The sequence below is a fragment of the Actinophytocola sp. genome, from assembly GCF_050699935.1.
GTDB lineage: Bacteria > Actinomycetota > Actinomycetes > Mycobacteriales > Pseudonocardiaceae > Actinophytocola.
On sequence record NZ_JBOHGB010000082.1, the window covers coordinates 1 to 24,461 of the forward strand.

A 24,461-nucleotide genomic window follows, 5' to 3' on the forward strand; every position below is an offset into this window, starting at 1 on the left:
CGACCCGGACCGCGCCGACGGCGGCCAGCCCGAGCCACGCCGCGGCGACGAGCCCGGGCCCCAGCTGGCCGAACACCGAGACGGCCGGCCCGGCGGCGGCCAGCACGGCGACCACGGCCGCGCTCACCAGCGGGTGCAGCCGCAACGCGAGGGTGAGCAGGAGCAGCGCGGCGAGCAGCACGACGACCGCGACCACGGACAGCTCGCGGGCACCGGCCAGCACGCTGCCGTGCCGGCCGAACGGGTCGGTCAGCCACGAGTACGCGGCGAGTTGCAGGTCCGTGGCGGCCAGCGGGTCGGGGAGCGCAGGGATTCCGGCGCCGATGCCGGCGAAGCGCGCGTAGCCGGCCTCGGCCAGCGTGACCTCGCCCGGCGCGCCGGGCATGGTCGGGATCGCCCGCACGACCCGGACGACCGCCGCGACGGCCGCGGTGCCCCAGAGCACCCAGCCGGCCACCACTGACCAGCGGCGCGGCCGCCGTACGCGCGGGGCCTTCGCGCGCGGTCGCACCACGGTCACCGGATGCCGGTTGGCCGACGCCCGAAGCACGATGACCGCGTCCACCACACGCAGCAGCGGGAACAGCAGCCCCGCGAGGAGGTAGCGCGGCTGCCGGGCGGCGAGCGCGGCGGCCACGGTCAGCAGGTAGTCGGCGAGCACGAGGCCGAGCGCCGGCTCCAGCGGGGCGACGACCGAGCGCGGCACCCAGCGCGGCACCCAGTCCACGGGCAGCGCGAGCACCGCGACCGCGATCGGCACCAGCGCCACGACCGCGGCCGCGGCGACCAGCTCGACGAGCTGGCTGGCCAACGCGACCCCGGTACGCCCGCGCCGTGCCGCCCGCCAGAGCCCGGCGATCCCGCGGCGGGTGAGCCGGCAGTGCTCACGCAGCCGCACCGATGTCGCCATGACCGCGGGCGGCCCGGGGCACAGCGCCACCCGGCCCAGGCGCCGGCGGTACAGCTGCAGCGTCAGGTCCAGGTCCAGCTCGACGAGGCCGGGTGGGTCCAGCTCGAGCTCGGCGAGCACGCCGGTCCGGTAGATCCGGCCGACGCTGGGCAGCCCGCGGGTCACGGCGGCCGGCAGACCGCCGGGCCCGCGGCCGAATGACTGGGTCAGGACGTGGCGGCGACCCCGGTAGGCGGCGAGGATCCGGCGTGGCGGCAGCCAGTCGGGCGCGACCCGGGCGTCCACCGCGGCGACGCCCGGGTCGGCGAACAGGGGGAGTGCCCGTTCGAGGTGGCCGGGCGGGAGCCGGGTGTCCACGTCGAGCACGAGCACGTAGGAGAAGCGGTCGAGCAGCCGGAATGCCCGCACGCCCGCCGCCATGGCCCCGGCCGTGGTGAGCGTGCCGAGCGTCTCGACGACCTCGGCGCCGAGCCGGTGCGCGAGCTCGGCGGTGCCGTCCGTGGAGCCGTTGGAGACGAGGTGGACGTTCGCCGCCGGCACCGCGTCACGGGCGGCGTCGAGTGCGTCGAGGACGCGGTCCTCGTCGTCGTGCGCGACGATCAGGATCGCGACCCCGGCCGTCTCGGGATCCACGGGCCGCGCGGGAGCCGGTCGCAACCGCTTGCGCGCCAACCAGATCACGCCGTGGACGACGAGGCTGGGGCCCACGACCGTGATGGCGACCAGCCCCGCGATGATCACGTGCGGTCCCGCGCGCGATCATGCGACCGGGGTGATCGGCGGGCTCTCACCTGCAGCACTGTGCCTGACCAGCGCGAATCTGGCCTCCTGCAAACGTAGGAGATCGAGCGCCGGCTCACCCGCACGGGGGACCCCGCGTCCGGTCGACCCGGCACGGACGCATTTGTTGGTCACGAATCGGGTGTTATCGCCCCTAGTCTGAACCGGATCGTTGATCATGTCCGTATCTGAGAATGGTGCCAATTCGACGGCGCGCCCCTGACCGCACGCAGAGGAGAATCCGTATGAAGGCCAATCGTCGAGCCGTGTTGATCGCCGGTCTTGCCGCATCAGCGGCTGGCGCTGCGGCTGTGGCGACGAGAGGTGCCATCGCCGCCAAGCCGAAGGAGGACGAACCCCCGCCCCCGCTCGACGGTGAGTTCAAGACCGACCGGGCGGCCCGCGACGCCGCCGCGGAGGACTTCGGCCACATCGTGCACAATCGGCCCGAGGGCGTGCTGATTCCCGGCTCCGACAACGACATCGCCGCCATCATCAACTGGGCCAAGGACCGCGGCCGCAAGTTCGCTCCCCAGGGACAGAGCCACTCGGTGTTCGGCCGGTCCGAGGTGGAGAACGGGGTCGTGGCCGACATCTCCGCGCTGAACACCATCGGCGCCATCGACGGCGACCGCGTGGTCGTGGACGCGGGTGCGAAGTGGAGCGACGTGCTCCGGGCGACCCTGGCGCAGGGCAAGACCCCGCCGGTGCTGACCGACTACATCGAACTGTCCGTCGGTGGCACGATCGTCGCCGGCGGCGTCGGCTCCACCACCTCGACCCACGGTGTGGTCGCCGACACCGTCATCTCGATGGACGTGGTGACCGGCACGGGCGAGAAGCTCACCTGCTCGTCGAGCAGCAACGCCGACCTGTTCAACGCGATGCGCGCGGGCCTGGGTCAGGTCGGGGTCATCACGCGGGCGACGATCAAGCTCATCGACGCGCCCGAGTCGGCACGCCGCTTCCAGCTCACGTACCCGGATCTCGCCACGATGCTGAAGGACCAGCGGCTGCTCTCCGGCGACAACCGGTTCGACGTGGTCCAGGGCGCGATCGTGGCACCGCCGTCCGGTGGCTTCGCGTTCCGGATCGACGCGGTGAAGTACTTCACCGGCAGCCCGCCGGACGACGCCGCGCTGGTCGCCGGCCTGTCGGACATCCCGGACGCCCGGCGGGTGTCCACATTGGCCTACTTCGACTACCTCAACCGCCTCGCGGCGCTGGAGGCGCTGCTGCGGGGGAACGGCCAGTGGTTCTTCCCGCACCCGTGGCTCACCTCGTTCGTCGGTGACTCCCAGGTCGAGTCGGTCGTCAACACCGAACTGGACAACCTGAACCCGCCCGAGGACCTCGGCCAGTTCGGTCAGGTCATCCTTTCCCCCATCAAGAAGAGCGCGATCAAGAGCCCGCTGATGCGGCTCCCGTCGGACGGCCTGTGCTACGCGTTCAACTTCGTCCGCGTCCCGACGACCGACGACATCGCCAACGCCAACCGCCTCGTGGACGCCAACAAGGCGGCCTACGGTCGCATCAAGGGCGCCGGCGGCACGCTCTACCCGGTCCACGCATTCCCGCTGAGCGGCGCCGAGTGGCGCAGCCACTTCGGTTCCGCGTTCGGCCAGCTGGATGCCGCGAAGCGCAAGTTCGACCCGAACAAGATCCTCACCCCGGGCTACGAGATCTTCTAGCCCAGCTCCCACGGCGATGGCCCAGGCGCACCGAGCGCCTGGGCCATCGCCGTGTGTGTGCCCGGTGTCCGTCTCATGTGGTCCCTCGGCCGCAACCCCTCCGGGTTCGGGTGTGGGACCGGGGTGGTCTCTCGCGGGCCCCCTTCCCCCCGCAACTGCGTTGTCTACCACCTGCCGATGGCCAGCCTCAGTAGTGTCGCCAGGGTGGCGACGTCATGAATGTCGGTGACCGGACCCGACGCTGGCGCCTGCCCGAGCGCGGGTGGCGTCGACCGGTGGCCGAACTCGCCGGTCTGGTCGTCGGCCTGGTGCTGTACTCGTGGTTGCACAACCTGGCGGGAACGGATGTCGCTTCGGCGACGACGAACGCGCAGGCGCTGCAATCCGTGGAACGCTCGCTGAACCTGGACATCGAGGTGGCGGCCAACCAGTGGCTTGCCGAGAATCCGGTGCTGATGCAGTCGGCGGTGCTGTACTACCGCCTGTACTACCTGCCGCTGGCGGCCGTGTTGCTGTGGGTGCTGTTCTTCCGAGTCGAGGTGTTCCCCGCGGTCTGCCGCACCCTGGTTGTGATGGCGCCGTTGGCGTTGCTCATCTTCTGGCTGCTGCCGATGTCTCCACCTCGGTTCGCCCTGCCCGGGATCGTCGACATCGTGGCCGAGCACGACCTGTTCGGCGGCGGAGGCTCGCGCGATCTGACGAACGGTCAGAACCACTTCTCGGCGATGCCGAGCATGCACGTCGGATGGTCGGGGTTGTGTGCCTACGCCGCGTGGTTGGCAGCGCGTGGCACACATCCGCGTCTCGCGCTGCTCGCCTGGCTGTTCCCTGTCGGGATGGTCGCTGTCGTCATCACCACCGGCAATCACTACGTCCTGGACGTGGCCGGAACCGTGTTGCTGCTGACGATCTCGATCGCCGCGGCGGCGGCCTGGGACCGGTGGCGCCGAGCCTGGCAGGACGGATCCCAGACGCACATGTCGCCGGTCAGCTGAGTGGGCTGCGCCGAGGACGAAGTCGGCGGTCATGCCACGCCAAGGTGACCGTGTGGGCGGGTTTCGATCAATGCCTGGAAGGCGTCCTTCACGGCATCGAGCGTCCGGAAGGCGTCCTTCCTGGCATTCCCGGCGGGCCCGGTGCAGGGGGCACAAATGAAGGTGGCCCGTACCGGGAGTTCCGGTACGGGCCACCGATCAGCGTGATCGAGCGGTCAGTTCATCATGCGCGGCGCCGGCGGAAGAAGAGCAGCGAGCCGGCACCCGCGGCGACCAGGACACCACCGATGATCAGCGGGGTCAGGATCGACGCACCGGTCTCGGCCAGGTCGTCATCCGCGTCGTTGCCCTGCGGCGCCGGGTTCTCGTCGACATCGTCGCCGTTGTCCTCGCCACCGCCGTTGTCGTCCTCGCCGTTGTCCTCGCCGTTGTCGCCACCGTTGTCCTCGCCGTTGTCCTCATCGGCACCGGCCTCGACCCAGTCGGCGTCCGCCGTCGCGGTCAGCTCCGCATCCTCGGACGACGCGACGATCAGTGACTGGGTCCGCTCGCCTTCTTCGAGGTTGTCCTCACCGACGAACAGCCGGCCGGTGGCAACCGCGGTGGTCGCGGTCAGCCGGAAGCTCGCCGCGCCCGCGGCGGTCTCGGCCGGCACGTCGAAGAACAGCTTCGAGGTGTCCACGATCTGGTTCGCCCGGAGCTGACGGCCTTCGGCGTCGGTGACCCGGACGCCGTCGGGCAGCGCCGTGGCGAGCTCGTCGATCGCGCCGTTGGTTCGCACCGTGAACGGTCCGATGCGCTCGCCGGCCTCACCCGACCGCTGCTCCGGATCGATCTGCAGCGCCGCGTTCGGCTCGTCGCTGACGCCGACGTTGTCCGGGCCGATCAGGAACTCGTAGAGCGCCAGCACATCGGCGCCCGAACGTGCGTCACCCGGTACCGGCTCCTCCTGGTTCAGGTCGGTCCGGTCGCTGAAGTGCCAGATCGCGGCCTGCGTGCCGGCGACGGCCTCCTTCACACTGAGCGAGCCGTCGTTGAGCGCGACGCCGCGGTCGGTGAGGACCTTGCCGAGCTGGTTGGTGTTCCGCTGTGGGAAGCCGTTCAGCAGGATGAAGTTGATCTTGTCTCGGTCCTGGTTGAACGGCGAGGCCTGGTCCGGATAGTCGTCCCACTCCTTCTCGACGAGCGGCTCCGCGCGGTCGAGAGGGGTCTCGATCTCGACACAGTACGTATCGAGCCTGGTGCCGTCTTCGAGGGTAAGCCCGATCAGCTGTGTCGAGAGGTCGTTCTTGAAACCGTCACCGACGTCGACGTTCAGTCCGAGCGCTCCGCCGTCGACCCTACCGGTCACCGGGTCAGCGGAAGCAGGGACGGCCGCAGCCATCATCAGCACCGCCGCGGCGCCAGTGATTCCCGCACCCGCGCGGGCTAACTTGAACCTGCTGGCCATGACTCTCCTTGTCGTCACACAAAGCCCTCGTGATCGCGCCTCCACTTCTCCGGGCAGCAGGGAGCCCGATCGCGGTGGAGCCGCACATGCCTACAACAGCGGCGTCCGCCGGAGCAGACTCCGCTAGCACACCCCAATACGGACTACGTTGGCCGAACGTTCAAAGATCCGCTCGGCCGTTCGAAGATGGTTACAAGTGCGAATTCCGGACCTCGCAGACCAGGTCGGGCCAGGTCGGCGAGGGGTCAGCACGAACCCGCTGCCGGGGCGTCGGTCCCGCGGCACCGAAACTCTGAGTCACCGGCTGAGCACCCGGAGGAGAGAGACGCGCGATGGGCCGGCGAGGGTGCCCACCGTGACGTCACGACCGCGGTGCGCGAGCGTTCACGGCTCGGTGAGGACCCGGGAGTCGACGTTCCGGCCGTCCAGCCGCACCCTCCGCCGGGCCGGCGGGACGCCGTCCCGCCGGCAGCGCAGGACGCGTTCCTCTCCGGGAGGCAGGTCGACCACGAGGGGCACGAACATGCCCTCGTGCCGGGCGATCCGCTGCCCGTCGAGGTGGACGGTGCCCGCATGGTCGATGCCGTCGAACTCCAGAAAGGCGCGCTCACCGGGCGCGGGTTCGGGGGCGTGCGGCCGGGTGCGATACACACCGAGGTCCGCTGGGGCACCCACTTCGAGAGCAGGCTCTGCGTGCCGACGCAGGGGTCGGGCACCCGGCCGGCGGCCAGCAGGTCCGCGAGCACCGAGCCGGGCACCCGGGCGGGGCTCCACCCGGCTTCGCGGTCCTCGTCCCCGGCGCGGGCGTGCGGCTGGGCTCGGTGTAGCTGCCAGTCGTCGCCGAGGAATCCGCGCAGCCGCCACCCGTGGTCCATAATGGACACAGGCGTCATCGAGGGCCGGGTGAGTGAGCCGGGCGGGTTCGGGGAAAACCACGCCCGGCCCACTCGGCTCGGATCAGCTGCCGGGGACCGGTGGGGTGGGGCCGCCGCTGTGGGGCACAGCGGTCGGAGTGCCGGTCGCGGGCGGGCTGTCCGGAGCGTTGGGCCGGCCGGACGGGGCCGGGTGGTCGTCGCCCCGGCCGGTGCCTTCGTCGTTGCCTTCGTCGTTGCCCTGGCCGTTGCCCTGGTCATTGCCCGAGCCGTTGCCGGGTTTGTCGGGCGTGGGCAGGTCGCTGGGCTTGCCGTGCCGGTCGCCGGAGCGGCCGGGGTCCCTCCCGGCGGCCACGGCATCGCAGTACTCGTCGACGTCGTACTTGCCGCCCGCGGCCGTGACCAGCGCGGTGAACGCGGGGCTGTCGAGTGCCTTGCCGGGGTTCTCGTGCACCTGCGCCTCGTAGGCCCGGCACAGCCCGGCCATGGACGGCGACGGACCCTTGCCCGGGGCGTCGGGCCTGCCGGCGTCGGAGGGCTTGCCGGGTGCGGGGTGCTGGGTGCTGGTGACGGCCGGCGGGTCGGCGGGCGACTCGGTCCACGGCCCGGGCAAGGCGCCGCTGGTGGAGGCGAGCACCACGCCACCGGTGCCGGCGGCGGCCAGGACGACGGCGGCCTTGACGGTGAGGATCTTCGCGAGGGCGGACTTGAGCATGGACGGTCTCCCGGTCTCCGGTACGGGGGCGGCGAGCCGAGCGGCATCGGCGAACGCGGCCACCATCGCCCGCTCCCCGGCCAGTTCCTCCGGGTGCGTGGGTGCGGCCGCCGCGCGCAGTGCCGCCGCGAGGGGGCGGGTGGCGTGGCCGGCCACCGGCCGGCCCGCGAGCAACTGCTCGGCGGCGTGCCGGTCGATGTGTCGGGCTCGGTTGCTGCTCATCTCGACTCCCCTGGCGCCGGCCGCCCCGTCGGTGTCACAGTCGGCGTCACGGCCCGTGCCACACCCGGCGTCGGTTCGCCACGGGCGGGTCGGTCCAGCCGGGTGGCGAGTCTGCGCAGACCACGCCACGCCGCGGTCCGCACCGCGCCCGCCCGCTTGCCCATCACCCGAGCGGCGGCCTCGGCGTCGAGCCCGACCACCACGCGCAGGAGCACCGCCTCCGCCTGGTCCCGCGGCAGCGTGGCGATCAGCGCGATGGTGGCGTTGGTCGACTCGATCCGGATCGCCTGCTCCGCGGTGTCCTGCTCGTCGGGGAGGTCGGCGAGCACCTCCACGGGCAGGCTCGAAGCCGGCCGTCGCTGCTTGCGGCGAATGTGGTCCAGCGCGCGATGCCGCGCGATGGTCACCGCCCAGCCGCGGAACCCGGACCCCTCGTCGCGGAAAGAGCGGATGTCGCGGGCGATCTGCAGCCAAGCCTCCGACGCGAGGTCCTCGGCGTCCTCGCCGACCAGTCCGCGCAGGTACCGCAGCAGCCCGGGCTGGACCTCCCGGTACAGCACCCGGAAGGCCTCCTCGTTCCCACCGCGGGCCGCCCGCACGGCGCCCGACAGGTCGGTCGCCGGCGGCTGCGCAGCTGTCACGGAGTACCTCGAAGGCTCGTTGTGTCGTGGACGGATCGAGGGGAGCGGCCGCCGGACGCGGGTACGGCGACCACTCCCCCCTTCCTCAGGCGTACGAGCGCCCGTCCGTGTCACACCGGGTTGGCGTCGCACGGATGGAGATCGGCGGATCGCGCTTCGTGCAACGCACGCGAAATTCCCGGAGCTCGGGGCGTGCGATGGGACCGGGTGCTCGGCCGGACCAACGAGAATCCTCGAGTATGCGTCGGCACACGCCGGCCGGGTCCGCGGTCCGGTACGCGAACGCGGGCCGGGAGTTCCCGCCGTACGTGGCGCTGATGGCGCCCAGGAGCCGCTACCGCGCGTGCACCGCGGAATGCCTCGACCACGACGCGGACAAACGTCGCGAACTAGTCGTGGACGACCGGCCGGACCCGTGCACCGTGCGGCGCGCCACGGGCGATCTCGGCCCCAAGTTGGTGTGGCCGCAACACGTCTCGCGTCAGGCGCCCGGCCGCGAGCCGCTGGTAGCGGGTATTTCCGCGGCCGAACTCCGGGATATTTCACGCTGCCGAACGGGGGAGTCGATATCCCCCGTTCGGCAGATTCTGCGTGAATTTTCAATTGTCTTAAAAGGACACAAAACTATTGCCGCAAGTGGATCACGAGAAGACGAATGTCGCCTCACATTGGTGCTATCAGACGAGTGTGTCGTCCACATATCAGGTGCACGATACGAAGGGATCGAAACCACCCGTCGCGCGCGAACCGAGGAGACGCATCGTTGAGCACCAACGGCGCCGAGCCCGCCCGCCTGGCCATCGACGGAGGTACGCCCGTGCGGACGGAACCGTGGCCGACGTACGACAAGGGCGCGGTGTACGTCCAGCCGGAGGACGAGGCGGCCGCGCTGCACGCGATCCGCAGCCACCGCTACTTCCGCTACGACCAGCGCGCCGAGCAGGACACCGAGTGCGGCCGGCTGGAGACCGAGCTGTCCCGCTACTTCGGCTCGACGTACGCGCTCGCGACGTCGAGCGGCACCACCGCCCTCGCGCTCGCGATCATGGCGGCGGGAATTCCCCACGGATCGCTGATCGCCTGCCCCGGGTTCACCTTCGTGGCCACGCCGAGCGCCATCGTGCTCGCCGGATGCCGGCCGTTCCTCGTCGAGGTGGACGAGAACCTGCACCTGGACCTCGCCGGCCTCCGGCGACGCTGGACCCCCGACATCAAGGCGATCATGGTCGTGCACATGCGCGGCTTCGCGGCCGACGTGGTGGGCCTGCTCGACTTCGCCGCGGAGGTCGGCGTGCCGGTGTTCGAGGACGCCGTGCCGGCGCTCGGCGCCGAGCTGGACGGCCGCAAGCTCGGCACGTTCGGCGCCGCGGGCGCGTTCAGCACCCAGTCGGACAAGTCACTCAACAGCGGGGAGGGCGGGTTCCTCCTCACCGACGACCGCGACCTGTACGCGCGAGCCGTCGTGCTGTCCGGCGCGTACGAGGGTCGCGTGCGGCGGCACTTCCCGGACGGCGAGCCGCCGCTGCGGACCGACCTCGACCTCCCGCTGTTCAGCTTCCGGATGGACGAGATCCGCGCGGCCTTACTCCGGGCGGAACTGCACCGGCTGCCGGTCCGCCTCGAGCAGTTCCGCCGGAACTACGCCCACGTCGCCGAGGCCCTGGCGGAGGCGCCGATCGCGATCCGGCAGCCGGTGGCGCCCGACGCGTTCCTGGGTGAGGCGTTCATCTTCCGCGTTCCGGACGCGGACTGGTTCGCCCGTGCGCTGCGCGGCGAGGGCATCGACGCGCGCAGCCTCGGCTCGGACTCCGACCACAACGTCCGGGTCTTCTGGAACTGGCGGTTCCTGTTCGGCACGGCCGACGTCGCATCCACCAAGGCACTGCTGCCGAACACGACGCGGTACGTGCGGCAGGCGGTGGACGTCCCGCTGTCCTCCTGCCTGACTCCACAGGACTGCGAGCACCTGGTGGCGGCCGTGCGCAAGGTGGCGGCCGCGTCGGAGGGCAGCCGAACGGAGTTGACCCAGCAACGATGACGGGGGCGGGGGACACGACGAGGAGCCGGATTCCGCGGCTGTCGCTGATCGGCATCTTCGGCGGGCTCTTCTTCGGCTACGTCGGTCTGGCCGTGGCGATCCCCGTGCTGCCGCGGTTCGTGCGCGAGTCGTTTGACGCCTCGGACTTCGAGATCGGCTCGACGGTCCTGGCTACCGGGCTCACGGCGCTGCTGATGCGCCCGGTCGCGGGCTACCTGTCGGACCGGCACGGCCATCGCGTGGTCATGTTGTCCGGCGCGCTGATCGTGGCCGTCGGCGGCCTGCTCTACTTCCTGCCCATCGGGCTCGCCGGGCTGATCGCCATCCGGCTGCTGCTCGGCGTCGGCGAGGCGGCGCTGTTCACCGCGGGCGCGGTGTGGACCGTGTCGCTCGCCCCGCACAACCGGCGCGGGCAGCTCATCGGGTTGTACGGCGTCAGCATGTGGGGCGGGATCTCCGTCGGCACGTTCCTCGGCGCGGTGCTGGTGCGGTTCGGCTTCGAGGTCGTCTGGGGCTGCAGCGCCGGGGTCGCGTTCGTCGCCCTGGCGCTGATCGCCGCGGTCCCGGCACGCGCGCCGGCCGGCGCGACCAGCGGCGGCGGCCGCCTGCTGCTGCGCCCGGCGATGGTGCCGGGCGTCGCGCTCGGGCTCGCGTCCGCCGGGTACGCCGGCCTGGCCGCGTTCGTCCTGCTCCACCTGGAGGCGCGCGGGATCGGCTCGGGCGCCATCGTGCTCGGCGGCTTCAGCGCGGTGTACGCGGGCACCCGGCTGTTCATCGGCCACCTGCCGGACCGGCTCGGCCCGCGCCGCGTGGCGGCGTGGTCCGGCATCGGGGAGGCGGCCGGCCTGCTGATCATCGCCGTGGCGCCGAACCTGCCCATCGCGGTGCTCGGCAGCGTGGTGATGGGCGTGGGCTTCTCGCTGCTGCACCCGTCCCTGGCGTTGATGGTCATGAACCGCACCGAGGCGTCCCAGCAGGGCGCGGCGATCGGTGCGTACACCTCGTTCTGGGACCTGGGGCTGGCCGTCTGGGGGCCGCTGACCGGCGCGGTCGCGACCGGGTTGGGCTATCCCGCCGTCTTCCTTGTCGCCGCGGTGTGCGCGGCCACCGCTACGTGCGTGGCGCTGCGCGTCCGCGATCCGAGCCCGGGACCCGCCACGAGCACCGAAATCGGGAGCACGCGATGACCGACCCGCTCACCGTTGTCTGCATCACCGGCTGGTGCCGCAACGGCAGCACGATCATCGGCAACATCCTCAACGAGATACCGGACTTCGGCCACGTCGGCGAGCTGGCCTTCCTGTGGAAGAACTCCGCCGGGCAGGGTGCCAACAACCTCTGCGGGTGCGGGCAGCCGCTGACAGAGTGCGCGATCTGGTCGCGCGTGCTCGCCGCCGGCCGCCCGTCGGGGGTGTCGGCCGAGGCGCACGCCGAGACCGTGATCCGTCGCCAGCAGGCGTGCGTGCGGACCCGGCACACCTGGCGGGTGCTGCGCCGCGGGCTCCACGACGGCGACGTCCGCGCGCACGCCGAGCTGATGACGACGACACTGCACACCGCCGCCGAGCTGATGGGCGCGCGCGTGCTGGTCGACACGACGAAGATCCCCGGGGAGTCCGCGCTGCTGCCGCTGCTGGACGGCGTGGCGCCCTACTACGTCCACCTCGTCCGGGACCCCCGTGCGGTCGCGCAGTCGTGGAGTCACTGGAAGCAGTACGCCTTCCCGATGTCGGCGAGCCGGAGCACGGCGTACTGGCACGGGTTCAACTCCGCGGCGCGGGCGCTGGTCCGGCGCCGGCCGGAGCGGTCGATGTTCCTGCGCTACGAGGACTTCATCGCCGACCCGGCCGGCACGATCGACCGGCTGCTGCGGCTCTGCGGCACCGATCCGGCGGTCAACCCGATGACCGGTGGGCGCACGATCGACCTGCACACCAACCACACGGTCACCGGCAACCCGGATCGCTTCGACACCGGCGTCACGATCATCCGCGACCGCGACGACACCTGGCGGACCCGGCTGCCCGTCCGCGCGCGGCTCGCCGCGGTGACGCTGTCCTGGCCGCGGTTCCGCCGCTACGGCTACTCCTACGCGGGCACCTTCCGCTCGGGCAGACCACCCGCGGGGTCCACCGACTCCGCCGCCGTGTCACGAACCGAGTCCGGCACGGACGAGACCTGAGCACGAACACCGAGACGAACACCGAGGGCAGGATGGATCTGGGACTGGAGAACAAGGTCGCGCTCGTCGCCGGTGGTTCGAGCGGCTTCGGCCTCGCGTCGGCGCTCGAGCTCGCCCGCGAGGGGGCACACGTCGCGATCGGCGCCCGCGAGCCCGAGCGGCTGGGCGCGGCCGAGCGCAGGCTCAAGGATGTCGCCCGCGGCCGGGTGCACACCACGAGCGTGGACATCACCGACGAGGCGGCCGCGCGGCGCTGGGTGGACGAGCTCGCCGCCGAGTTCGGCGCGCTGCACATCGTCCTCGTCAGCGGCGCCGGACCGCCGGCGGGCCCCGCGTCGGCGTTCCAGCCGGCGGACTACCGGGCCGCCTGCGACACCGTGCTGATGCCCGCGGTGACCCTGGCGCTCGGCGCGCTGCCGCACCTGCGGGCCGCCGGCTGGGGGCGGCTGCTGTTCGTGACCTCCGAGACGGTGCACACGCCGCAGCCGATGCTGTCGCTGTCCGGGATGGCCCGGGCGGCCATCGTCCGGTTCGCCCAGACCCTCGCCGCGGATCTCGGCCGGGAGGGGATCACCGTCAACGTGCTCGCCCCCGGCGCGACGCGGACCCCGATGGTCGAGCGGGCCGCGGCCAGGCTGGCCGGCGAGGACAACATCGACGACGGTCTGGCACTGATCGGCGCGCACAGCGCCGTGGGACGCCTCGGCACCGAGGACGAGTTCGCCGCCGTCGCGGCGTTCCTCGCCAGCGAGCGGGCGTCCTTCGTCACCGGCGGTGTGCACCTCGTGGACGGCGGCGCCAGCGTGTCCGGGCTGGAGCACACCTACCTCAGGACGGGACGCAGGGAGACCTTCACATGAGCTTCACCGAGAGCGACGTCGAGGACTTCTTCGACCAGACCCTGGAAGCCTACCTGTCCTTTTGGGACAGCGACGGCGTGCTGCACACGGGCTACTTCGCCGACGACGCCGACGACACCGACTACCACGCGGCGTCGGACCGCACGACCGAGATCGTCGCCGCGGACGCCGGGATCGACGGGTCGTCGAACGTGCTGGACGTGGGCTGCGGGTGCGGCAACTTCCTGGTCTCGATCGCCCGGCGGCGCGGCTGCCGCGGCGCCGGGCTCGACCTGAGCGAAGAACGGATCAAGGTCGCGCGGGAGAAGGTCGTGGGTGATGCCGGGCTCGACGTCCGGTTCGACCACGGCTCGGCCACCCGGATGCCGTACGAGGGCGGCACCTTCAGCCACGTCGTGAGCCAGGACGCGCTGTTCCTGGTGCCGGACAAGGCACTCAGTCACGCGGAGATCCACCGCGTCCTGCGTCGCGGCGGCATCCTCGCCTTCTCCGACTTCCTGCAGCCCAAGCCCGAGGTCAGCGCGCGCGCCCGCAAGCACGTGTTCGACCGGGTGCGCTGGAGCTCCGGGTTCTCGTTCCTCGGGTACCAGACCGCGCTCCAGGAGGCGGGTTTCGAAGTCCTGCTCGCCCGCAACGTGACGAGCCACCTCGCCCGGACCTACCGCGTGCTGGGCAGGACCGCGCGGGAGCGTGCGGAGACGACCGGCGACGCGGCCATCCGCGACTGGATGCTCGGTTTCGCCGTGTCCTGCGAGGAGATCCAGATCGCCATCGGCGACGGCGAGTTCGGGTGGGGAATCTTCGTCGCCCGCAAGCCCTAGTGCCCCCAAGGAGAGGAAACCATGCAGACCGCGGTGAAGAAGACGATGGCGGACGTGATCGCCGAGCGGAAGAAGCAGCCCTCACCCGGGCGGACGTTCCTGGAGGCGGTCGCCGCCGACGGCCTCGGAGCATCCGTCGAGTTCGACGTGACGATCACGGACTCGCTGACCAGCTCCCGGCGCAAGCCCCGGTATCCGGCGCGGAACATGCTCAAGGTGGTCGACCTGTCCCGGGAGCAGCGACGGTACTACTGGCACGAGTCGGCGCCGCAACCGGGCGACCCCGAGATCGAGGGCGCCTCGATGCGGCGCGAGGCGGCGAGCCGGTTCCACAGGTCGCCGATCCCGGACCTGCTGGCGACCACCGCCTGGGTCCAGGTCCCGCCGGACCTGTGGGAGGACGCCGACGCGTTCCAGTCCTTCATCGACTACCGGCTGATCGTGCGACTCGGCACGGCCGAGAACGTCACGATCATCCGCGGCGAGGGCGGGCTGCTGAACATCCCCGGCATCGCCCGGATCACGTCGGCGGGCCCGTTCGGCTCGACGATTCTCGCGGCGTGCAACGAGGCCGAGCAGATGGGCGGCACGGCCGACGGCCTGATCATCAACCCCGCCGACTACTACGGGCTCCTGGCGAGTGGGCGCCTCATGGAGGACGTCGAGCAGAACGGCGTGTTCATCGTGCGGACGCGGCTGGTCGACGAGGGCACGGCCATCGTCGGGGACTTCGGGCACGGCGCCCAGCTGTTCGACGCGGGCCGGTCGGTGATCCGCTTCGCGGAGCCGCCGCCCGGCACCTTCGCCGAGCCCGGCATCGCGCTGATGGCCGAGATCTACGAGCGGGTCGTGGTCAACCTGCCGACCAACTTCTTCGTCGTGAGCCTGTGACCGCCGGATGGACGATCCCGACGTCCTCGTGATCGGCGGCGGTGTCGCCGGCTTGTTCTGCGCGTACCACCTGCGCCGGGCCGGCGCCACGGTCGCCGTCGTGGAGCGCGGCGAGGTGGGCGGCCCGCAGTCGTGCTCGGCCGGCAACACCGGCTTCGTCGGCACGCACGGCGCGGCCCCGCTCGCCGCGCCGGGCATCTTCCGGACGCTGCTGCGACCGGAGGGCCCGCTCTACGTCCGGCCGCGCTGGGACGGCGAGCTGCTGCGCTGGCTGTGGCACTTCCGCCGGGTGGCCGACGACGCCGGCGTGCGCGCCGCGTTTCCCCTGCTGCTCGACCTGAAGAAGCACAGCCTCGAGATCCTGCGGAAGCTGTGCGCGTCGGGCGGGCTCGCCGAGACCTTCGCCGCGCCCGGGATGCTCGTCGTGTACCGCTCGCCGCGGGAGTTCGACAAGGCATGCCGGTCCGTCGAGCGGGCGACGGACCGAGGGGTGCCGCTGCGTGTCCTCGACCCGGCGGAGGTGTCCGCGCTCGAACCGGACGTCGAGCTCGATGTCCGCGGCGCGATCCACAACGAGGAGGGCGCCTACCTGAGAGTCCCGGAGTTCCTCGGCGAGCTCGCGCGGGAGCTCGCCGAGTCTGGTGTGGACATCCAGCCGCACAGCGAGGTCCTCGACCTCGAGGTCGCCGGCCGCGACGTGCGCCGGGTCCGCACCACCCGCGGCGAGTTCCGGCCGGGGCAGGTGGTCCTGGCCGCCGGAGCCTGGACGTCCGCACTGGCCCGCAAGCTCGACATCGACCTCGTGCTCCAGCCGCTCAAGGGCTACGCCGTCACCGTCGAGGGCCCGGTGCCCCGGCGACCGCTGACGCTGGGCGAGCCGACCATAGCCATCGCACCGGCCATCGCACCCGCCGGGGACCGGTTGCGCATCGGCGGAATCCGCCAGCTGGCGGGCATGGACCGTACGACGTCGCACGACCGGGTGGACGGCATGCTGCGCACGGTTCGCCGGTACCTGCCGCGGCTCGAGCGGACCCAGCCGGTCGAGGTCTGGACCGGCCTGCGCCCCTGCACGCCGGACAGCCTGCCGTTCATCGGGCGCGCCGACCGCTACGACAACGTGTACCTCGCCTGCGGGCACGGCCACATCGGGATGGGCCTCGCGCCGGCCGGCGGCCGGTTGCTCGCCCAGCTCGTCGCCGGCGAGCGGCCCGACCTCGACCCGGCGCCGTTCCGGGTCGGCCGATACTCCAAAGAGGACAGTCATGGAGGCTGACGTCGAGATCGGCGTCCTCTGCCTGGACACCGCGTTCACGAAGATCCCAGGCCACATCCGGAACCCGACGACGTTCGACTTCCCGGTGCGCTACCAGGTGGTGCCGGGCGCGACGGCCGAACGGGTGGTGTCCGAGGCCGACCCGAGCCTGCTCGACCCGTTCATCGACGCCGCGCGCGGCCTGGAGGCCGCCGGGGTCGCCGCGATCACCGGGGCCTGCGGGTTCCTGGTCATCTTCCAGAACGAGCTCGCCGACGCCGTCGGGGTTCCGCTGTACACGTCGAGCCTCGTCCAGCTGCCGATGGTCGCCCGGATGATCCGGCGGGACCAGCGGGTCGGCCTGCTCGTCGCGAAGGAGGGCGCGCTCACGAGGCGCCACCTGGCGGCCGTCGGCGCCGAGCACGTGCCCGTCCGCGTCGCCGGCATGCAGGACCAGCCCGAGTTCCGCGAGGTGATCCTCGAGGCCCGCCGCGCGGACCTCGACGCCGGCCGGCTGGAACGCGAGGTGCTGTCGGTGGTGGACCGCCTGGCCCGGGACAACCCGGACCTGGGCGCGCTGGTCATCGAATGCACGGACCTCGTGCCCTTCGCCCGCGCCATCCAGGAGCGGCTGCGCCTGCCGGTCTTCGACATCGTCAGCCTCACGGAACTGGTCCACCGAACCCTGACGCACCCCTCGTTTTTCCGGTCTTCGTGATATCTCCCTAGGCATGGCCACGACCTCCGCCTACCGCCGCCTCTGGTCGGCGACCGCCTTGTCCAACCTCGGGGACGGCATCCGACAGGCCGCGCTGCCCCTGCTCGTCGTCACGATGACCGGCGATCCCGTGCTCGTGGCCGGCGTGACGGTCGCCGGGCAGCTGCCCTGGTTGCTGTTCGGGCTGTTCGCGGGTGCGGTGGTCGACCGGGTGGACCGCCGGCGGCTCGTCGCGGGTGTCGACCTGGTGCGGATCGGCCTGCTCGTCGCGCTCGTCGCCGCGGTGGCCACCGACCTCGCGACCGGGGCGGTCGGCGTGGTGCTGGTGTACCTGGTGGCGTTCGGCTGCGGGCTCGGCGAGACGCTCCGCGACACGGCCGCCGCCACGCTGCTCCCGCCGCTGGTCGACGACGCGGACCTGGAACGCGCGAACGGCCGGTTGCTCAATACCGAGATCGCCGGCAACGAGCTGATCGGCCCACCGCTCGGCGGCTACCTCTTCGGCGTGGCGCTCGTGCTTCCGTTCGCGGTCAACGGCGGGACGCTGGCGGTCGCCGCGGTGCTCATCCTGTCGCTGCCGAACCTGTTCGCGCCCGCACCCGGCGAGCGCCGCCGCGACAACATCCGGGCCGAGACCGCCGCCGGCCTGCGCTGGCTCGCCCGCCACCGCGAGCTCCGCGTGCTGGTGGGCCTCACCGGCGTGTTCGCGTTCACCGACGGCGCCTGGTTCGCCGTGCTCGTGCTCTACGTCGCCGACGTCCTGCACCTGCCCGCCTACGGCTACGGCCTGCTCCTCGGCGTGGGCGCGGTCGGCGGGCTGATCGGCGGCGCGGGCGCGGCCCGGGTCGTGCGTGTCGCCGGGCCCGGTGCCGCGCTGGCGGGCGCGCTCGCCCTGGCCGCCGCCGGCCAGGCGCTGCTCGGGTTCACGAGCACGGCGGTCGTCGCGGCGGCCGGGCTGCTCGTCGGCAGCTTCGCGTTCGGCGTGTGGAACGTCGTCAGCCTCACGCAGCGGCAGCGGCTCGCCCCACCCGAGCTGCTCGGCCGCGTCATGGCCGCCGGCCGCACGGTCACGATGATCGCGTCGATGCTCGGCGCGCTGACCGGCGGCCTGGTCGCCGCGGGCCTGGGCCTGCGCGCGCCGATCCTGTTGGGCATACCCGCGTTGCTGGCCTGCGCCGCGATCGCCGGCGCCGGATTCGATCGGAGGACCCGGTGAAACCCATGAGGTTCGTGACCGCGGCCGTCACGGCCGTCGCGACCGCCCTGACCGTGGCGGCGGTGGCGTCCGCCGACCAGACGACCGACCGGACGACCGCCGCGGCCGGGCCGAGCGCGGCCGCCACGCAGATCTCCCTCGGCACGCACAACTCGCATCACGGGGACGGGAGCTTCGAGTCGTTCGCCGGTGTCATCGGCTGGCAGGAGGTGAACGACCCGGAGGACCGGCGCAAGCTCAACCGCCGGCTCGGCGGCGAGTACGCCACGTTCTACCCGGCGGACGGGCCGGCGAAGGCGGTGCCGATCTCCTGGCGGACCGGTCGCTTCACGAAGGTCGGCTCCGGCAGCGTGCGCACCCACGGCGGCGAGGCCAAGGTCACGCCCGCGCGCTACGTCAACTGGGTCGTGCTGCGGATCCACGGCACCGGCAAGCGTTTCGTGTTCGTGAACACCCACTTCATCTCCGGCGCGTGGAGCGGGCACCCCGAGCGGCAGGCCAGGTGGAACCGGCACTACCAGGTGCTCAAGGACAAGGTGGCGCAGCTGAAGCGGTCGCACCCGGGCAAGCCGATCTTCGTGGCCGGCGACTTCAACCGCCGCAAGGCCATGGCGATGCCCGACCCGCTGCGGCACGTGGCCGTGCGCGGGGTCAGCGGCGTGCCGATCGACCAGATGTACGCGCCCACGAACGTGTCCCACACGAAGGTCTCGCGCCTGCCCCGGTGGGGCTCGGACCACCACGCCTACAAGATGTTCGCGACGTTCTGACTGTCCTCAGTGGACGGCGCCGGGCGTGTGCCACGCCCGGCGCCGTGCCGTGTCATGCTTTTTGTGTCAGGGCTCAGCAGGGACCGAGGTCCATCCAGGAGCTGCCCGATCCGGGCTCCTCACCGAAGGAGAACCACGTCGCCAGCATCCAGGCGTGGCCCGCGTGGCCCACCTGGTCACCGAGCAGGTAGAACTGGTTCGCGTTCCATGCCGGGATCCCCGCGCAGTCCTCCGGCGGCGGCTCCTCGCCCGGGTCCTCCGGGTCCGGGTCGGCGCCCTCGCCGTTGAACAGCAGGTTGTTCGGCGAGCCGGAGCCGGGGTTGCTGACGTTGCCCTTCGACGCGAAGTCCGTCAACGCGGTCTGCACCTGGGCCGGCGTCGCATCCGGGTGCGCACCCAGGTACAGCGCGGCCCCACCGGCCACGTGCGGTGTCGCCATCGACGTGCCGCTGATGGTGTTGGTCGCGGAGTCGCTGGTGTTCCACGTCGACGTGATGTCTTGGCCCGGCGCGAAGATGTCGGTGCACGTGCCGAAGTTCGAGAACGACGCGCGGGCGTCGGAGTCGGTCGTCGCGTTCACCGTGATCGCCTCGGGCGTGCGCGCGGGCGTGAAGTTGCACGCGTCCGCGCTCGAGTTGCCCGACGCGATCGCGTAGGTCACGCCGGACGCGATCGAGCTGCGTACCGCGTCCTCCATGGTCTGGTTCGTGCCCTGCGCGCCGAGGCTCATGTTCGCGACCGCCGGCTTGACGGCGTTGGCGGTCACCCAGTCGATGCCCGCCGTGACGCCCGCGAGCGTGCCGGAACCCTGGCAGTTCAACACCTTCACCGCGACGAGGTCCACCGTCTTCGCCACGCCGTGCGCGGTGCCGCCTACCGTGCCCGCGACGTGCGTGCCGTGGCCGTTGCAGTCGGTGTCGTTCGAGTCGGCGGTGTTGGTGCCCCAGACGGCGCGCCCACCGAAGTCGGTGTGGGTCGTCCGGATGCCCGTGTCGATGATGTACGCGGTGACGCCGCCCGTGTTCGGGTACGTGTAGCTCGAGTCCAGCGGCAGGTCGCGCTGGTCGATGCGGTCGAGACCCCAGGACGGCGGGTTCGGCTGCGTGTCGACCGCCTTGATCACGCGGTTCTGCTCGACGTAGGCCACGGCCGGGTCGGCGGCGGTCCGCTTCGCCTCGGCCTCGGTCATCGTCGCGGCGTAGCCGTGCAGCGCGGCCGTGTAGGTGTGCTCGACGCGGGCGCCGTACTTGGCCGCGGTCGCGGTGGTCGCGGCGCCGTCCTCGAGCACGACGAGGTAGCTGTTCTCGATGGTGCCCGGTGCGTTGGCACCGAGGATCTCGCCGGTGGCGGCCTGGGCGGGCGCGGCCGCGGCGAAGTTGAGCGTCGCCACCGCGGCGGCGGTGAGCGCGGACAGGGCGAGCTGTCTCACCCGTCTGGTCGATGGACGTCTCATGTGGAACTCCTTGTGCAGGGCGCGGGAGCTCCGTCGGTTGCCCTCGGGACGGAACCCTCGCGATCAGGGGCTCTCGGACACGAACTTGCAGGTTGACCGGTTGGTCATCTGCCAACGAATCAGACGTACCGGCACCGGGCAACGAAGTGGGAACGAGAGCGGCCATCCGGCCTCAGCGACGCGGCCACCCGGCCGAGCGGCGCAGCCGCCAAGCGCGCTTTCCCCGGTGGGCCGCGGAACGGGTCGTGCGGCCTGCCTGGCCTCGGGATATCCCGTTGTCCGGGGAGCCGCCGGGACGCGAAGATCACGGCGTGGCAGAGGCTGGGGCGCAGGCTGCCCCTGACAGCCGGCCGGCAATGCGTGGAAGGACGCCTTCCTGACGTTGAGCGTCCGTAAGGCGTCCTTCCACGCTTGTCCACATCGGACGGCTGCGTGCCGTCCGCTTGCGGGCCACCCGGCCGGGCCGCCATCCTGATCTGGCCGTTGCGCCAGAAGCCGAGCCCCGGCGCGGATGGGAGCAGACCCGATGACCGACAACCCGGCAGTAGCCCAGGTCGACACGCTCGCCACGGACATGCTGGAGGAAGCGCGCGGGCAGCATTCCCGCCGGGTCGCCCGGACGCTCGTCACCGGCACCTCGCAGCGCGTCACCCTCATCGCGCTGGCCGGTGGCGCCGAGCTGGCCGAGCACGGCGCACCGTCGGCCGCCACCCTGCACGTCCTGCACGGGCAGGTGGTGCTGCACACCCACGACCGGCGGTGGGAGCTCGACGCGGGCCAGCTGATCGCCATCCCGCCGCAGCGGCACGGCCTGACCGCCGTCTCGGACGCCGCCGTCCTGCTCACCGTCGCCCTTCGCTGACTGGTTCTTGACCGAGCACTAGGACGCTCGGCGCGGGGCCGGGTGGATTCAGCGTTCGTTCAGCGCGCCCACACAACATCGCGTCATCAGGCAGAACGTGACGCGGAAGGTGTGGTGGGCGATGAGGGGCCACGGATACATAACGTCGGAGCGCGGCTACGCGGTGAACCCGGCCGGCCTGCGCCAGGCGGCCCAGCAGACGCGGACGGCCGCCGCACAGGACGCCGCCGCCGCGCGGACGTTCGCCGGTGCGGTCGTGGACCCGAGCGCGTTCGGTCGCTCCGGGCCGGCCGCCGAGGTCGCGCGGAAGTGGAACGACGCGGTGACCGCGCGGCAGACCGAGGCCACCCAGCTCGCCGAGCGGACCAACGACATGGCCGACCAGCTCGACGCGACCGCTGACGAGTACGAGGGCCGGGAACGCGGGAACGAGCAGCGGCTCTCCCGCGTGGCCGCGTGAGGAGGGCGACGACATGGCTTTCCAGCATCAGGCATTGAACAGCGCGGAGGCAGAGCTCGCCGAGCTGCGCAGGGCGAGCGCGAAGGTCGGCGGCAGCGACCCGGTGGAGGCGCTGCGCGAGATCGACTGCGAGCCCGAAACGGTGCGTGACGGCGCGACGAAGGTCGAAGCCGGCGCGGACCAGGAGCAGGACGCGGGGCGCACGTACGCCGAGGCGACCGCGAGCGCCGATGACAACTGGGACGGCGACGCGGCCGCCGCGTACCTGTTCGACGCCGGCAACCTCGGCGCCGACCGGCGGCGACGGCTCGCGGCGGCCGAGGACACGGCGGCGGCCGGCCAGCGGATCGCCGACGGGCTCGACGCGCTCGCTCGCTCGTCGGCCTCCCAGGCGACCGCGATCGCCGGCGAGGCGGCGTCCGCGGTCCAGACCGTCCTGCACCCGCCGACCTTGCCCGGCGGCGCGCCGGTCACCGACCCGCTGGTGCGGCAGCTGCACGAGCAGCGCATGGCCGAGGCCGCGGCCCGGGTGCGCCGGGCGTGCGCGGAGATCGAGGACGCCGTGCGGCGCAACGTCGAGCAGATCGCCGAACTCGGCGACGCGCTCGACGGCCTGACCGAGCCGGTCGCGTCGACCCCGGCCGTGGCGTGAGGAAGGGAGCGCGACGATGGGCAGCGGATTCCAGGTCGAGCCAGGCGAGCTGACCGGCCTGGCCGGCACGCTCGGTGCGGCGGCCGACGTGATCACCAACGCCGCGTCCGGCCTGACCGCCGGTGCGGGCGGCGACCTCGGCCGGCCCGAGCTGAACGCCGCGGTCGAGTCGTTCGGCGCAGGCTGGCGCGAGCTCATGGACCGGCTGGCCGGCGTCACCGAGCAGCTGAGCGACGCGGTCTCCGCCGCGGGCCAGCAGTACGTCGAGCTCGACCGCGGGGTGTCGACTCCCTTCGGCGGGCTGGCCGGCCTCGGCGAGCGGATCGGGGCGGACCAGTGAGGGCGCAGGCGTTTCCCGCGCTCGGCTTCGACCCGGCACCGGGTGACACGGGCGCGGTGACCGAGCTCGCCGCCTCCTACACCAAGGTCGGCTCGCTGGTGGCCGACGCGCAGGGGCTGATGGGCCAGGCGGCCGCCGGTGCCCCCGGCTGGACCGGCACGGCGAGCGACGGCTACCGCGCCAAGGCCGGCGAGCTCCCCGCCCCGCTGGCCACGACGGCCTCGGCCATGCGGGACGCGGGCGCGGCGCTGGACGGGTGGGCCGCCGACCTCGGCGCCATGCAGGTCACCGCCGACGATCTGGAGGCACAGGCCAGGCGGGCGCGCAACCGGCTGGAGCAGGCGAACGCCGACGCGGCCGAGGTCAACTCGGCGATCCTGCCGCCGGACCCGCGGGTGCGCGAGGGGGTGCTCGAAGCCATCCGGCGCGCGGTCGAGGCGGCCCAGGCGGAGCTCGACGCGGTTCGCCAGGCGGCGCGCCGGTTGCTGGCGCAGCACGCCGAGCTGGCGGCGGATCTCCTGCGGCTGCTCAAGTCGGTGTACGACAAGGTGTTTCCCAACGGGCTGCCGGAGCTGCTGGAGCCCGAAGCGCTCAGGAAGATCATCAAGTGGGCGCTCGAGCAGAACGAGGACCTCAACGAGTGGGTGGGCGACAACGCCTACGCGATCAACGAGATCTCCAACGTGGTCGGGGACATCGCCACGTACTTCGGCGCCGTCGGCTTCGTGCTCGAGCTGATCGGGGTGACCGCGCCCATCGGGGTGGGGTTCAGCGCCGCGTCCACCGTGCTGACCGCGGGCGCGTTCGTCGGCCACACCGCCGCCGCGGTGCACGGCGTCCGCGAGGCCAGGCGGAGCGCGATCGAGGACGCGATCGGCCTGGGGGCGGCGTTCGCCGGCGGCGCGGCCACGGGCAGGGCGGCCCGGCTCGCCGCGGACATCTTCGGGGCGGCTTCGAGCGGATACAGCCTGCGCGGCGCGGGGGAGGACGTGCTCAACGGGCTCCTCGGCCGGGACTCGCACTTCCAGCGGTACTGGGTGCCGCGCGACTGGGAGGAGTTCCGCAAGGGCGCGACCATCCCGGGCTACCAGCTCTACAAGGCCGTCGAGCGGGCCTACGAGATCGGACACAAGAAGGATCTGGAGAACCGGTGATGAGTGTCCAGCTGTGTTTCGCGTTGCCGTCCGAGTTCCGCCCGATCCCGGTTCGCGGCGAGCTGCGCGACCGAGGGGCCGTCGAGGCGGGGTGGCTGCCCCTGGCGGAGCACCCGGAGGCCGCCGCGATGCTCGTGCTCGCCGTCCGGGAGGTGCCGGCGCCACGATCCGGCATGCGTACCGCCGAGGTGGTCGAGGGCATGGCCGAGGCACTGCGCCGCGAGCAGCCGCACGCGGCGGTGGAGAGCCGGGAGCTCGCCGGCGGCCCGGCGGTCGTGCTGCGGCGCGCCGGCACGTTCCGGTTCCCCGAGCACCCCGCTCCGGTCGACACGGTCGACATCCAGGTGCTGATCCCGACGCCCGACCTCGACGAGGTCGTGGTGCTCGACGTCAGCACCGGACACGTCGGCCACTGGCCGGAGTTCGCCGCGGTCGCCCTCGCGGTCGCGGAGACCGTCCGGTTCACCCGGCCCGAGATCTCCGGCCGGCTCGACCTGGCGTGATTCAGCGTTG

At 72.2% G+C, this 24,461-nt stretch carries 24 protein-coding genes and 1 pseudogene; 18 read left to right on the plus strand and 7 right to left on the minus strand.

Annotated features, from left to right (window positions below; translation table 11 throughout):
• The coding region (locus ACRDTB_RS23720) for a glycosyltransferase (protein WP_431433657.1) at positions 1-1,651 on the minus strand (1,651 nt) is incomplete at its 3' end.
• 350 nt (positions 1,652-2,001) lie between these two features.
• Here ACRDTB_RS23720 and ACRDTB_RS23725 point away from each other — a divergent pair.
• Complete coding sequence (locus tag ACRDTB_RS23725) at positions 2,002-3,381, plus strand: FAD-binding protein (RefSeq protein WP_431433658.1); 1,380 nt, start codon at positions 2,002-2,004, stop codon at positions 3,379-3,381.
• A gap of 323 nt (positions 3,382-3,704) precedes the next feature.
• The gene (locus tag ACRDTB_RS23730) at positions 3,705-4,376 is read left to right on the plus strand and encodes a phosphatase PAP2 family protein (RefSeq protein WP_431433659.1); all 672 of its coding nucleotides are present in this window, start codon (positions 3,705-3,707) and stop codon (positions 4,374-4,376) included.
• Between the two features lie 223 nt (positions 4,377-4,599).
• Here the strand turns inward: ACRDTB_RS23730 and ACRDTB_RS23735 are convergent, their stop codons facing one another.
• The 5 genes and pseudogenes from ACRDTB_RS23735 to ACRDTB_RS23755 form a co-directional block, all read right to left on the minus strand.
• Complete coding sequence (locus tag ACRDTB_RS23735) at positions 4,600-5,727, minus strand: Cys-Gln thioester bond-forming surface protein (protein ID WP_431433660.1); 1,128 nt, start codon at positions 5,725-5,727, stop codon at positions 4,600-4,602.
• Positions 5,728-6,210: 483 nt separating this feature from the next.
• Positions 6,211-6,477: a glycosyl hydrolase 2 galactose-binding domain-containing protein gene (locus tag ACRDTB_RS23740; RefSeq protein WP_431433661.1), complete on the minus strand. Its 267-nt coding sequence runs from the start codon at positions 6,475-6,477 to the stop codon at positions 6,211-6,213.
• A 20-nt stretch (positions 6,478-6,497) separates the two neighbouring features.
• Positions 6,498-6,719 (minus strand): annotated as a pseudogene (locus ACRDTB_RS23745) (glycosyl hydrolase 2 galactose-binding domain-containing protein); the annotation flags it as partial.
• 64 nt (positions 6,720-6,783) lie between these two features.
• Complete coding sequence (locus ACRDTB_RS23750) at positions 6,784-7,635, minus strand: hypothetical protein (RefSeq protein WP_431433663.1); 852 nt, start codon at positions 7,633-7,635, stop codon at positions 6,784-6,786.
• Positions 7,632-8,276, minus strand: a complete 645-nt coding sequence (locus ACRDTB_RS23755) for an RNA polymerase sigma factor (RefSeq protein WP_431433664.1) — start codon at positions 8,274-8,276, stop codon at positions 7,632-7,634. Before ACRDTB_RS23755 ends, ACRDTB_RS23750 begins: the two co-directional genes overlap by 4 nt.
• 763 nt (positions 8,277-9,039) lie before the next feature.
• Here ACRDTB_RS23755 and ACRDTB_RS23760 point away from each other — a divergent pair.
• Genes ACRDTB_RS23760 through ACRDTB_RS23805 form a run of 10 tightly spaced genes read left to right on the plus strand, consistent with a single transcriptional unit; the run spans position 9,040 to position 19,027 of the window.
• Complete coding sequence (locus ACRDTB_RS23760; protein ID WP_431433665.1) at positions 9,040-10,314, plus strand: DegT/DnrJ/EryC1/StrS family aminotransferase; 1,275 nt, start codon at positions 9,040-9,042, stop codon at positions 10,312-10,314.
• A complete protein-coding gene (locus ACRDTB_RS23765) occupies positions 10,311-11,501 on the plus strand; it encodes an MFS transporter (RefSeq protein ID WP_431433666.1) in 1,191 nt (396 codons plus the stop codon). Before ACRDTB_RS23760 ends, ACRDTB_RS23765 begins: the two co-directional genes overlap by 4 nt.
• Positions 11,498-12,496 carry a sulfotransferase gene (locus ACRDTB_RS23770; RefSeq protein ID WP_431433667.1) on the plus strand — a complete coding sequence of 333 codons (999 nt, stop codon included), beginning with the start codon at positions 11,498-11,500 and terminating at the stop codon, positions 12,494-12,496. Before ACRDTB_RS23765 ends, ACRDTB_RS23770 begins: the two co-directional genes overlap by 4 nt.
• 32 nt (positions 12,497-12,528) lie before the next feature.
• The gene (locus ACRDTB_RS23775; RefSeq protein ID WP_431433668.1) at positions 12,529-13,356 is read left to right on the plus strand and encodes an SDR family NAD(P)-dependent oxidoreductase; all 828 of its coding nucleotides are present in this window, start codon (positions 12,529-12,531) and stop codon (positions 13,354-13,356) included.
• Entirely contained in the window at positions 13,353-14,177 is an 825-nt protein-coding gene (locus tag ACRDTB_RS23780) for a class I SAM-dependent methyltransferase (protein ID WP_431433670.1), read from the plus strand. The genes ACRDTB_RS23775 and ACRDTB_RS23780 overlap by 4 nt, the downstream gene beginning before the upstream one ends.
• Positions 14,178-14,198: 21 nt before the next feature.
• Positions 14,199-15,068 carry a family 3 encapsulin nanocompartment shell protein gene (locus ACRDTB_RS23785; RefSeq protein ID WP_431433671.1) on the plus strand — a complete coding sequence of 290 codons (870 nt, stop codon included), beginning with the start codon at positions 14,199-14,201 and terminating at the stop codon, positions 15,066-15,068.
• Between the two features lie 7 nt (positions 15,069-15,075).
• The gene (locus tag ACRDTB_RS23790) at positions 15,076-16,344 is read left to right on the plus strand and encodes an NAD(P)/FAD-dependent oxidoreductase (protein ID WP_431433672.1); all 1,269 of its coding nucleotides are present in this window, start codon (positions 15,076-15,078) and stop codon (positions 16,342-16,344) included.
• On the plus strand, positions 16,334-17,041 hold the full coding sequence (locus tag ACRDTB_RS23795) for an aspartate/glutamate racemase family protein (protein ID WP_431433674.1): 708 nt from the start codon (positions 16,334-16,336) through the stop codon (positions 17,039-17,041). Before ACRDTB_RS23790 ends, ACRDTB_RS23795 begins: the two co-directional genes overlap by 11 nt.
• Positions 17,042-17,054: 13 nt before the next feature.
• Positions 17,055-18,257: an MFS transporter gene (locus ACRDTB_RS23800; protein ID WP_431433675.1), complete on the plus strand. Its 1,203-nt coding sequence runs from the start codon at positions 17,055-17,057 to the stop codon at positions 18,255-18,257.
• 5 nt (positions 18,258-18,262) lie between these two features.
• Entirely contained in the window at positions 18,263-19,027 is a 765-nt protein-coding gene (locus tag ACRDTB_RS23805; protein ID WP_431433676.1) for an endonuclease/exonuclease/phosphatase family protein, read from the plus strand.
• 73 nt (positions 19,028-19,100) lie between these two features.
• Here ACRDTB_RS23805 and ACRDTB_RS23810 read toward each other — a convergent pair whose 3' ends face one another.
• Positions 19,101-20,480, minus strand: a complete 1,380-nt coding sequence (locus tag ACRDTB_RS23810) for a S8 family serine peptidase (RefSeq protein ID WP_431433677.1) — start codon at positions 20,478-20,480, stop codon at positions 19,101-19,103.
• 526 nt (positions 20,481-21,006) lie between these two features.
• On the opposite strand from ACRDTB_RS23810, the gene ACRDTB_RS23815 reads away from it, so the two are divergent.
• The 6 genes from ACRDTB_RS23815 (at position 21,007) to ACRDTB_RS23840 (ending at position 24,451) form a co-directional block, all read left to right on the plus strand.
• Positions 21,007-21,342, plus strand: a complete 336-nt coding sequence (locus ACRDTB_RS23815; RefSeq protein ID WP_431433678.1) for a cupin domain-containing protein — start codon at positions 21,007-21,009, stop codon at positions 21,340-21,342.
• A gap of 121 nt (positions 21,343-21,463) precedes the next feature.
• A complete protein-coding gene (locus tag ACRDTB_RS23820) occupies positions 21,464-21,802 on the plus strand; it encodes a type VII secretion target (protein ID WP_431433679.1) in 339 nt (112 codons plus the stop codon).
• A 13-nt stretch (positions 21,803-21,815) separates the two neighbouring features.
• Positions 21,816-22,454 (plus strand): hypothetical protein, encoded by a 639-nt coding sequence (locus ACRDTB_RS23825; RefSeq protein ID WP_431433680.1) that lies wholly within the window; start codon positions 21,816-21,818, stop codon positions 22,452-22,454.
• 16 nt (positions 22,455-22,470) lie between these two features.
• Positions 22,471-22,794: a WXG100 family type VII secretion target gene (locus tag ACRDTB_RS23830; protein WP_431433681.1), complete on the plus strand. Its 324-nt coding sequence runs from the start codon at positions 22,471-22,473 to the stop codon at positions 22,792-22,794.
• Positions 22,791-23,948 (plus strand): hypothetical protein, encoded by a 1,158-nt coding sequence (locus ACRDTB_RS23835; RefSeq protein WP_431433682.1) that lies wholly within the window; start codon positions 22,791-22,793, stop codon positions 23,946-23,948. The genes ACRDTB_RS23830 and ACRDTB_RS23835 overlap by 4 nt, the downstream gene beginning before the upstream one ends.
• Entirely contained in the window at positions 23,948-24,451 is a 504-nt protein-coding gene (locus ACRDTB_RS23840) for a hypothetical protein (protein WP_431433684.1), read from the plus strand. The genes ACRDTB_RS23835 and ACRDTB_RS23840 overlap by 1 nt, the downstream gene beginning before the upstream one ends.
• The last annotated feature ends 10 nt before the right edge of the window (positions 24,452-24,461 follow it).

Excerpts from the sequence above, each read along its gene's own strand:
- ACRDTB_RS23750 (WP_431433663.1), bottom strand. The coding sequence starts at position 7,635 with ATGAGCAGCAACCGAGCCCGACACATCGACCGGCACGCCGCCGAGCAG.
- ACRDTB_RS23765 (WP_431433666.1), top strand. The coding sequence starts at position 10,311 with ATGACGGGGGCGGGGGACACGACGAGGAGCCGGATTCCGCGGCTGTCG.
- ACRDTB_RS23770 (WP_431433667.1), top strand. The coding sequence starts at position 11,498 with ATGACCGACCCGCTCACCGTTGTCTGCATCACCGGCTGGTGCCGCAAC.
- ACRDTB_RS23775 (WP_431433668.1), top strand. The coding sequence starts at position 12,529 with ATGGATCTGGGACTGGAGAACAAGGTCGCGCTCGTCGCCGGTGGTTCG.
- ACRDTB_RS23780 (WP_431433670.1), top strand. The coding sequence starts at position 13,353 with ATGAGCTTCACCGAGAGCGACGTCGAGGACTTCTTCGACCAGACCCTG.
- ACRDTB_RS23785 (WP_431433671.1), top strand. The coding sequence starts at position 14,199 with ATGCAGACCGCGGTGAAGAAGACGATGGCGGACGTGATCGCCGAGCGG.
- ACRDTB_RS23790 (WP_431433672.1), top strand. The coding sequence starts at position 15,076 with ATGGACGATCCCGACGTCCTCGTGATCGGCGGCGGTGTCGCCGGCTTG.
- ACRDTB_RS23795 (WP_431433674.1), top strand. The coding sequence starts at position 16,334 with ATGGAGGCTGACGTCGAGATCGGCGTCCTCTGCCTGGACACCGCGTTC.
- ACRDTB_RS23800 (WP_431433675.1), top strand. The coding sequence starts at position 17,055 with ATGGCCACGACCTCCGCCTACCGCCGCCTCTGGTCGGCGACCGCCTTG.
- ACRDTB_RS23805 (WP_431433676.1), top strand. The coding sequence starts at position 18,263 with ATGAGGTTCGTGACCGCGGCCGTCACGGCCGTCGCGACCGCCCTGACC.
- ACRDTB_RS23810 (WP_431433677.1), bottom strand. The coding sequence starts at position 20,480 with ATGAGACGTCCATCGACCAGACGGGTGAGACAGCTCGCCCTGTCCGCG.
- ACRDTB_RS23815 (WP_431433678.1), top strand. The coding sequence starts at position 21,007 with ATGACCGACAACCCGGCAGTAGCCCAGGTCGACACGCTCGCCACGGAC.
- ACRDTB_RS23820 (WP_431433679.1), top strand. The coding sequence starts at position 21,464 with ATGAGGGGCCACGGATACATAACGTCGGAGCGCGGCTACGCGGTGAAC.
- ACRDTB_RS23825 (WP_431433680.1), top strand. The coding sequence starts at position 21,816 with ATGGCTTTCCAGCATCAGGCATTGAACAGCGCGGAGGCAGAGCTCGCC.
- ACRDTB_RS23830 (WP_431433681.1), top strand. The coding sequence starts at position 22,471 with ATGGGCAGCGGATTCCAGGTCGAGCCAGGCGAGCTGACCGGCCTGGCC.
- ACRDTB_RS23840 (WP_431433684.1), top strand. The coding sequence starts at position 23,948 with ATGAGTGTCCAGCTGTGTTTCGCGTTGCCGTCCGAGTTCCGCCCGATC.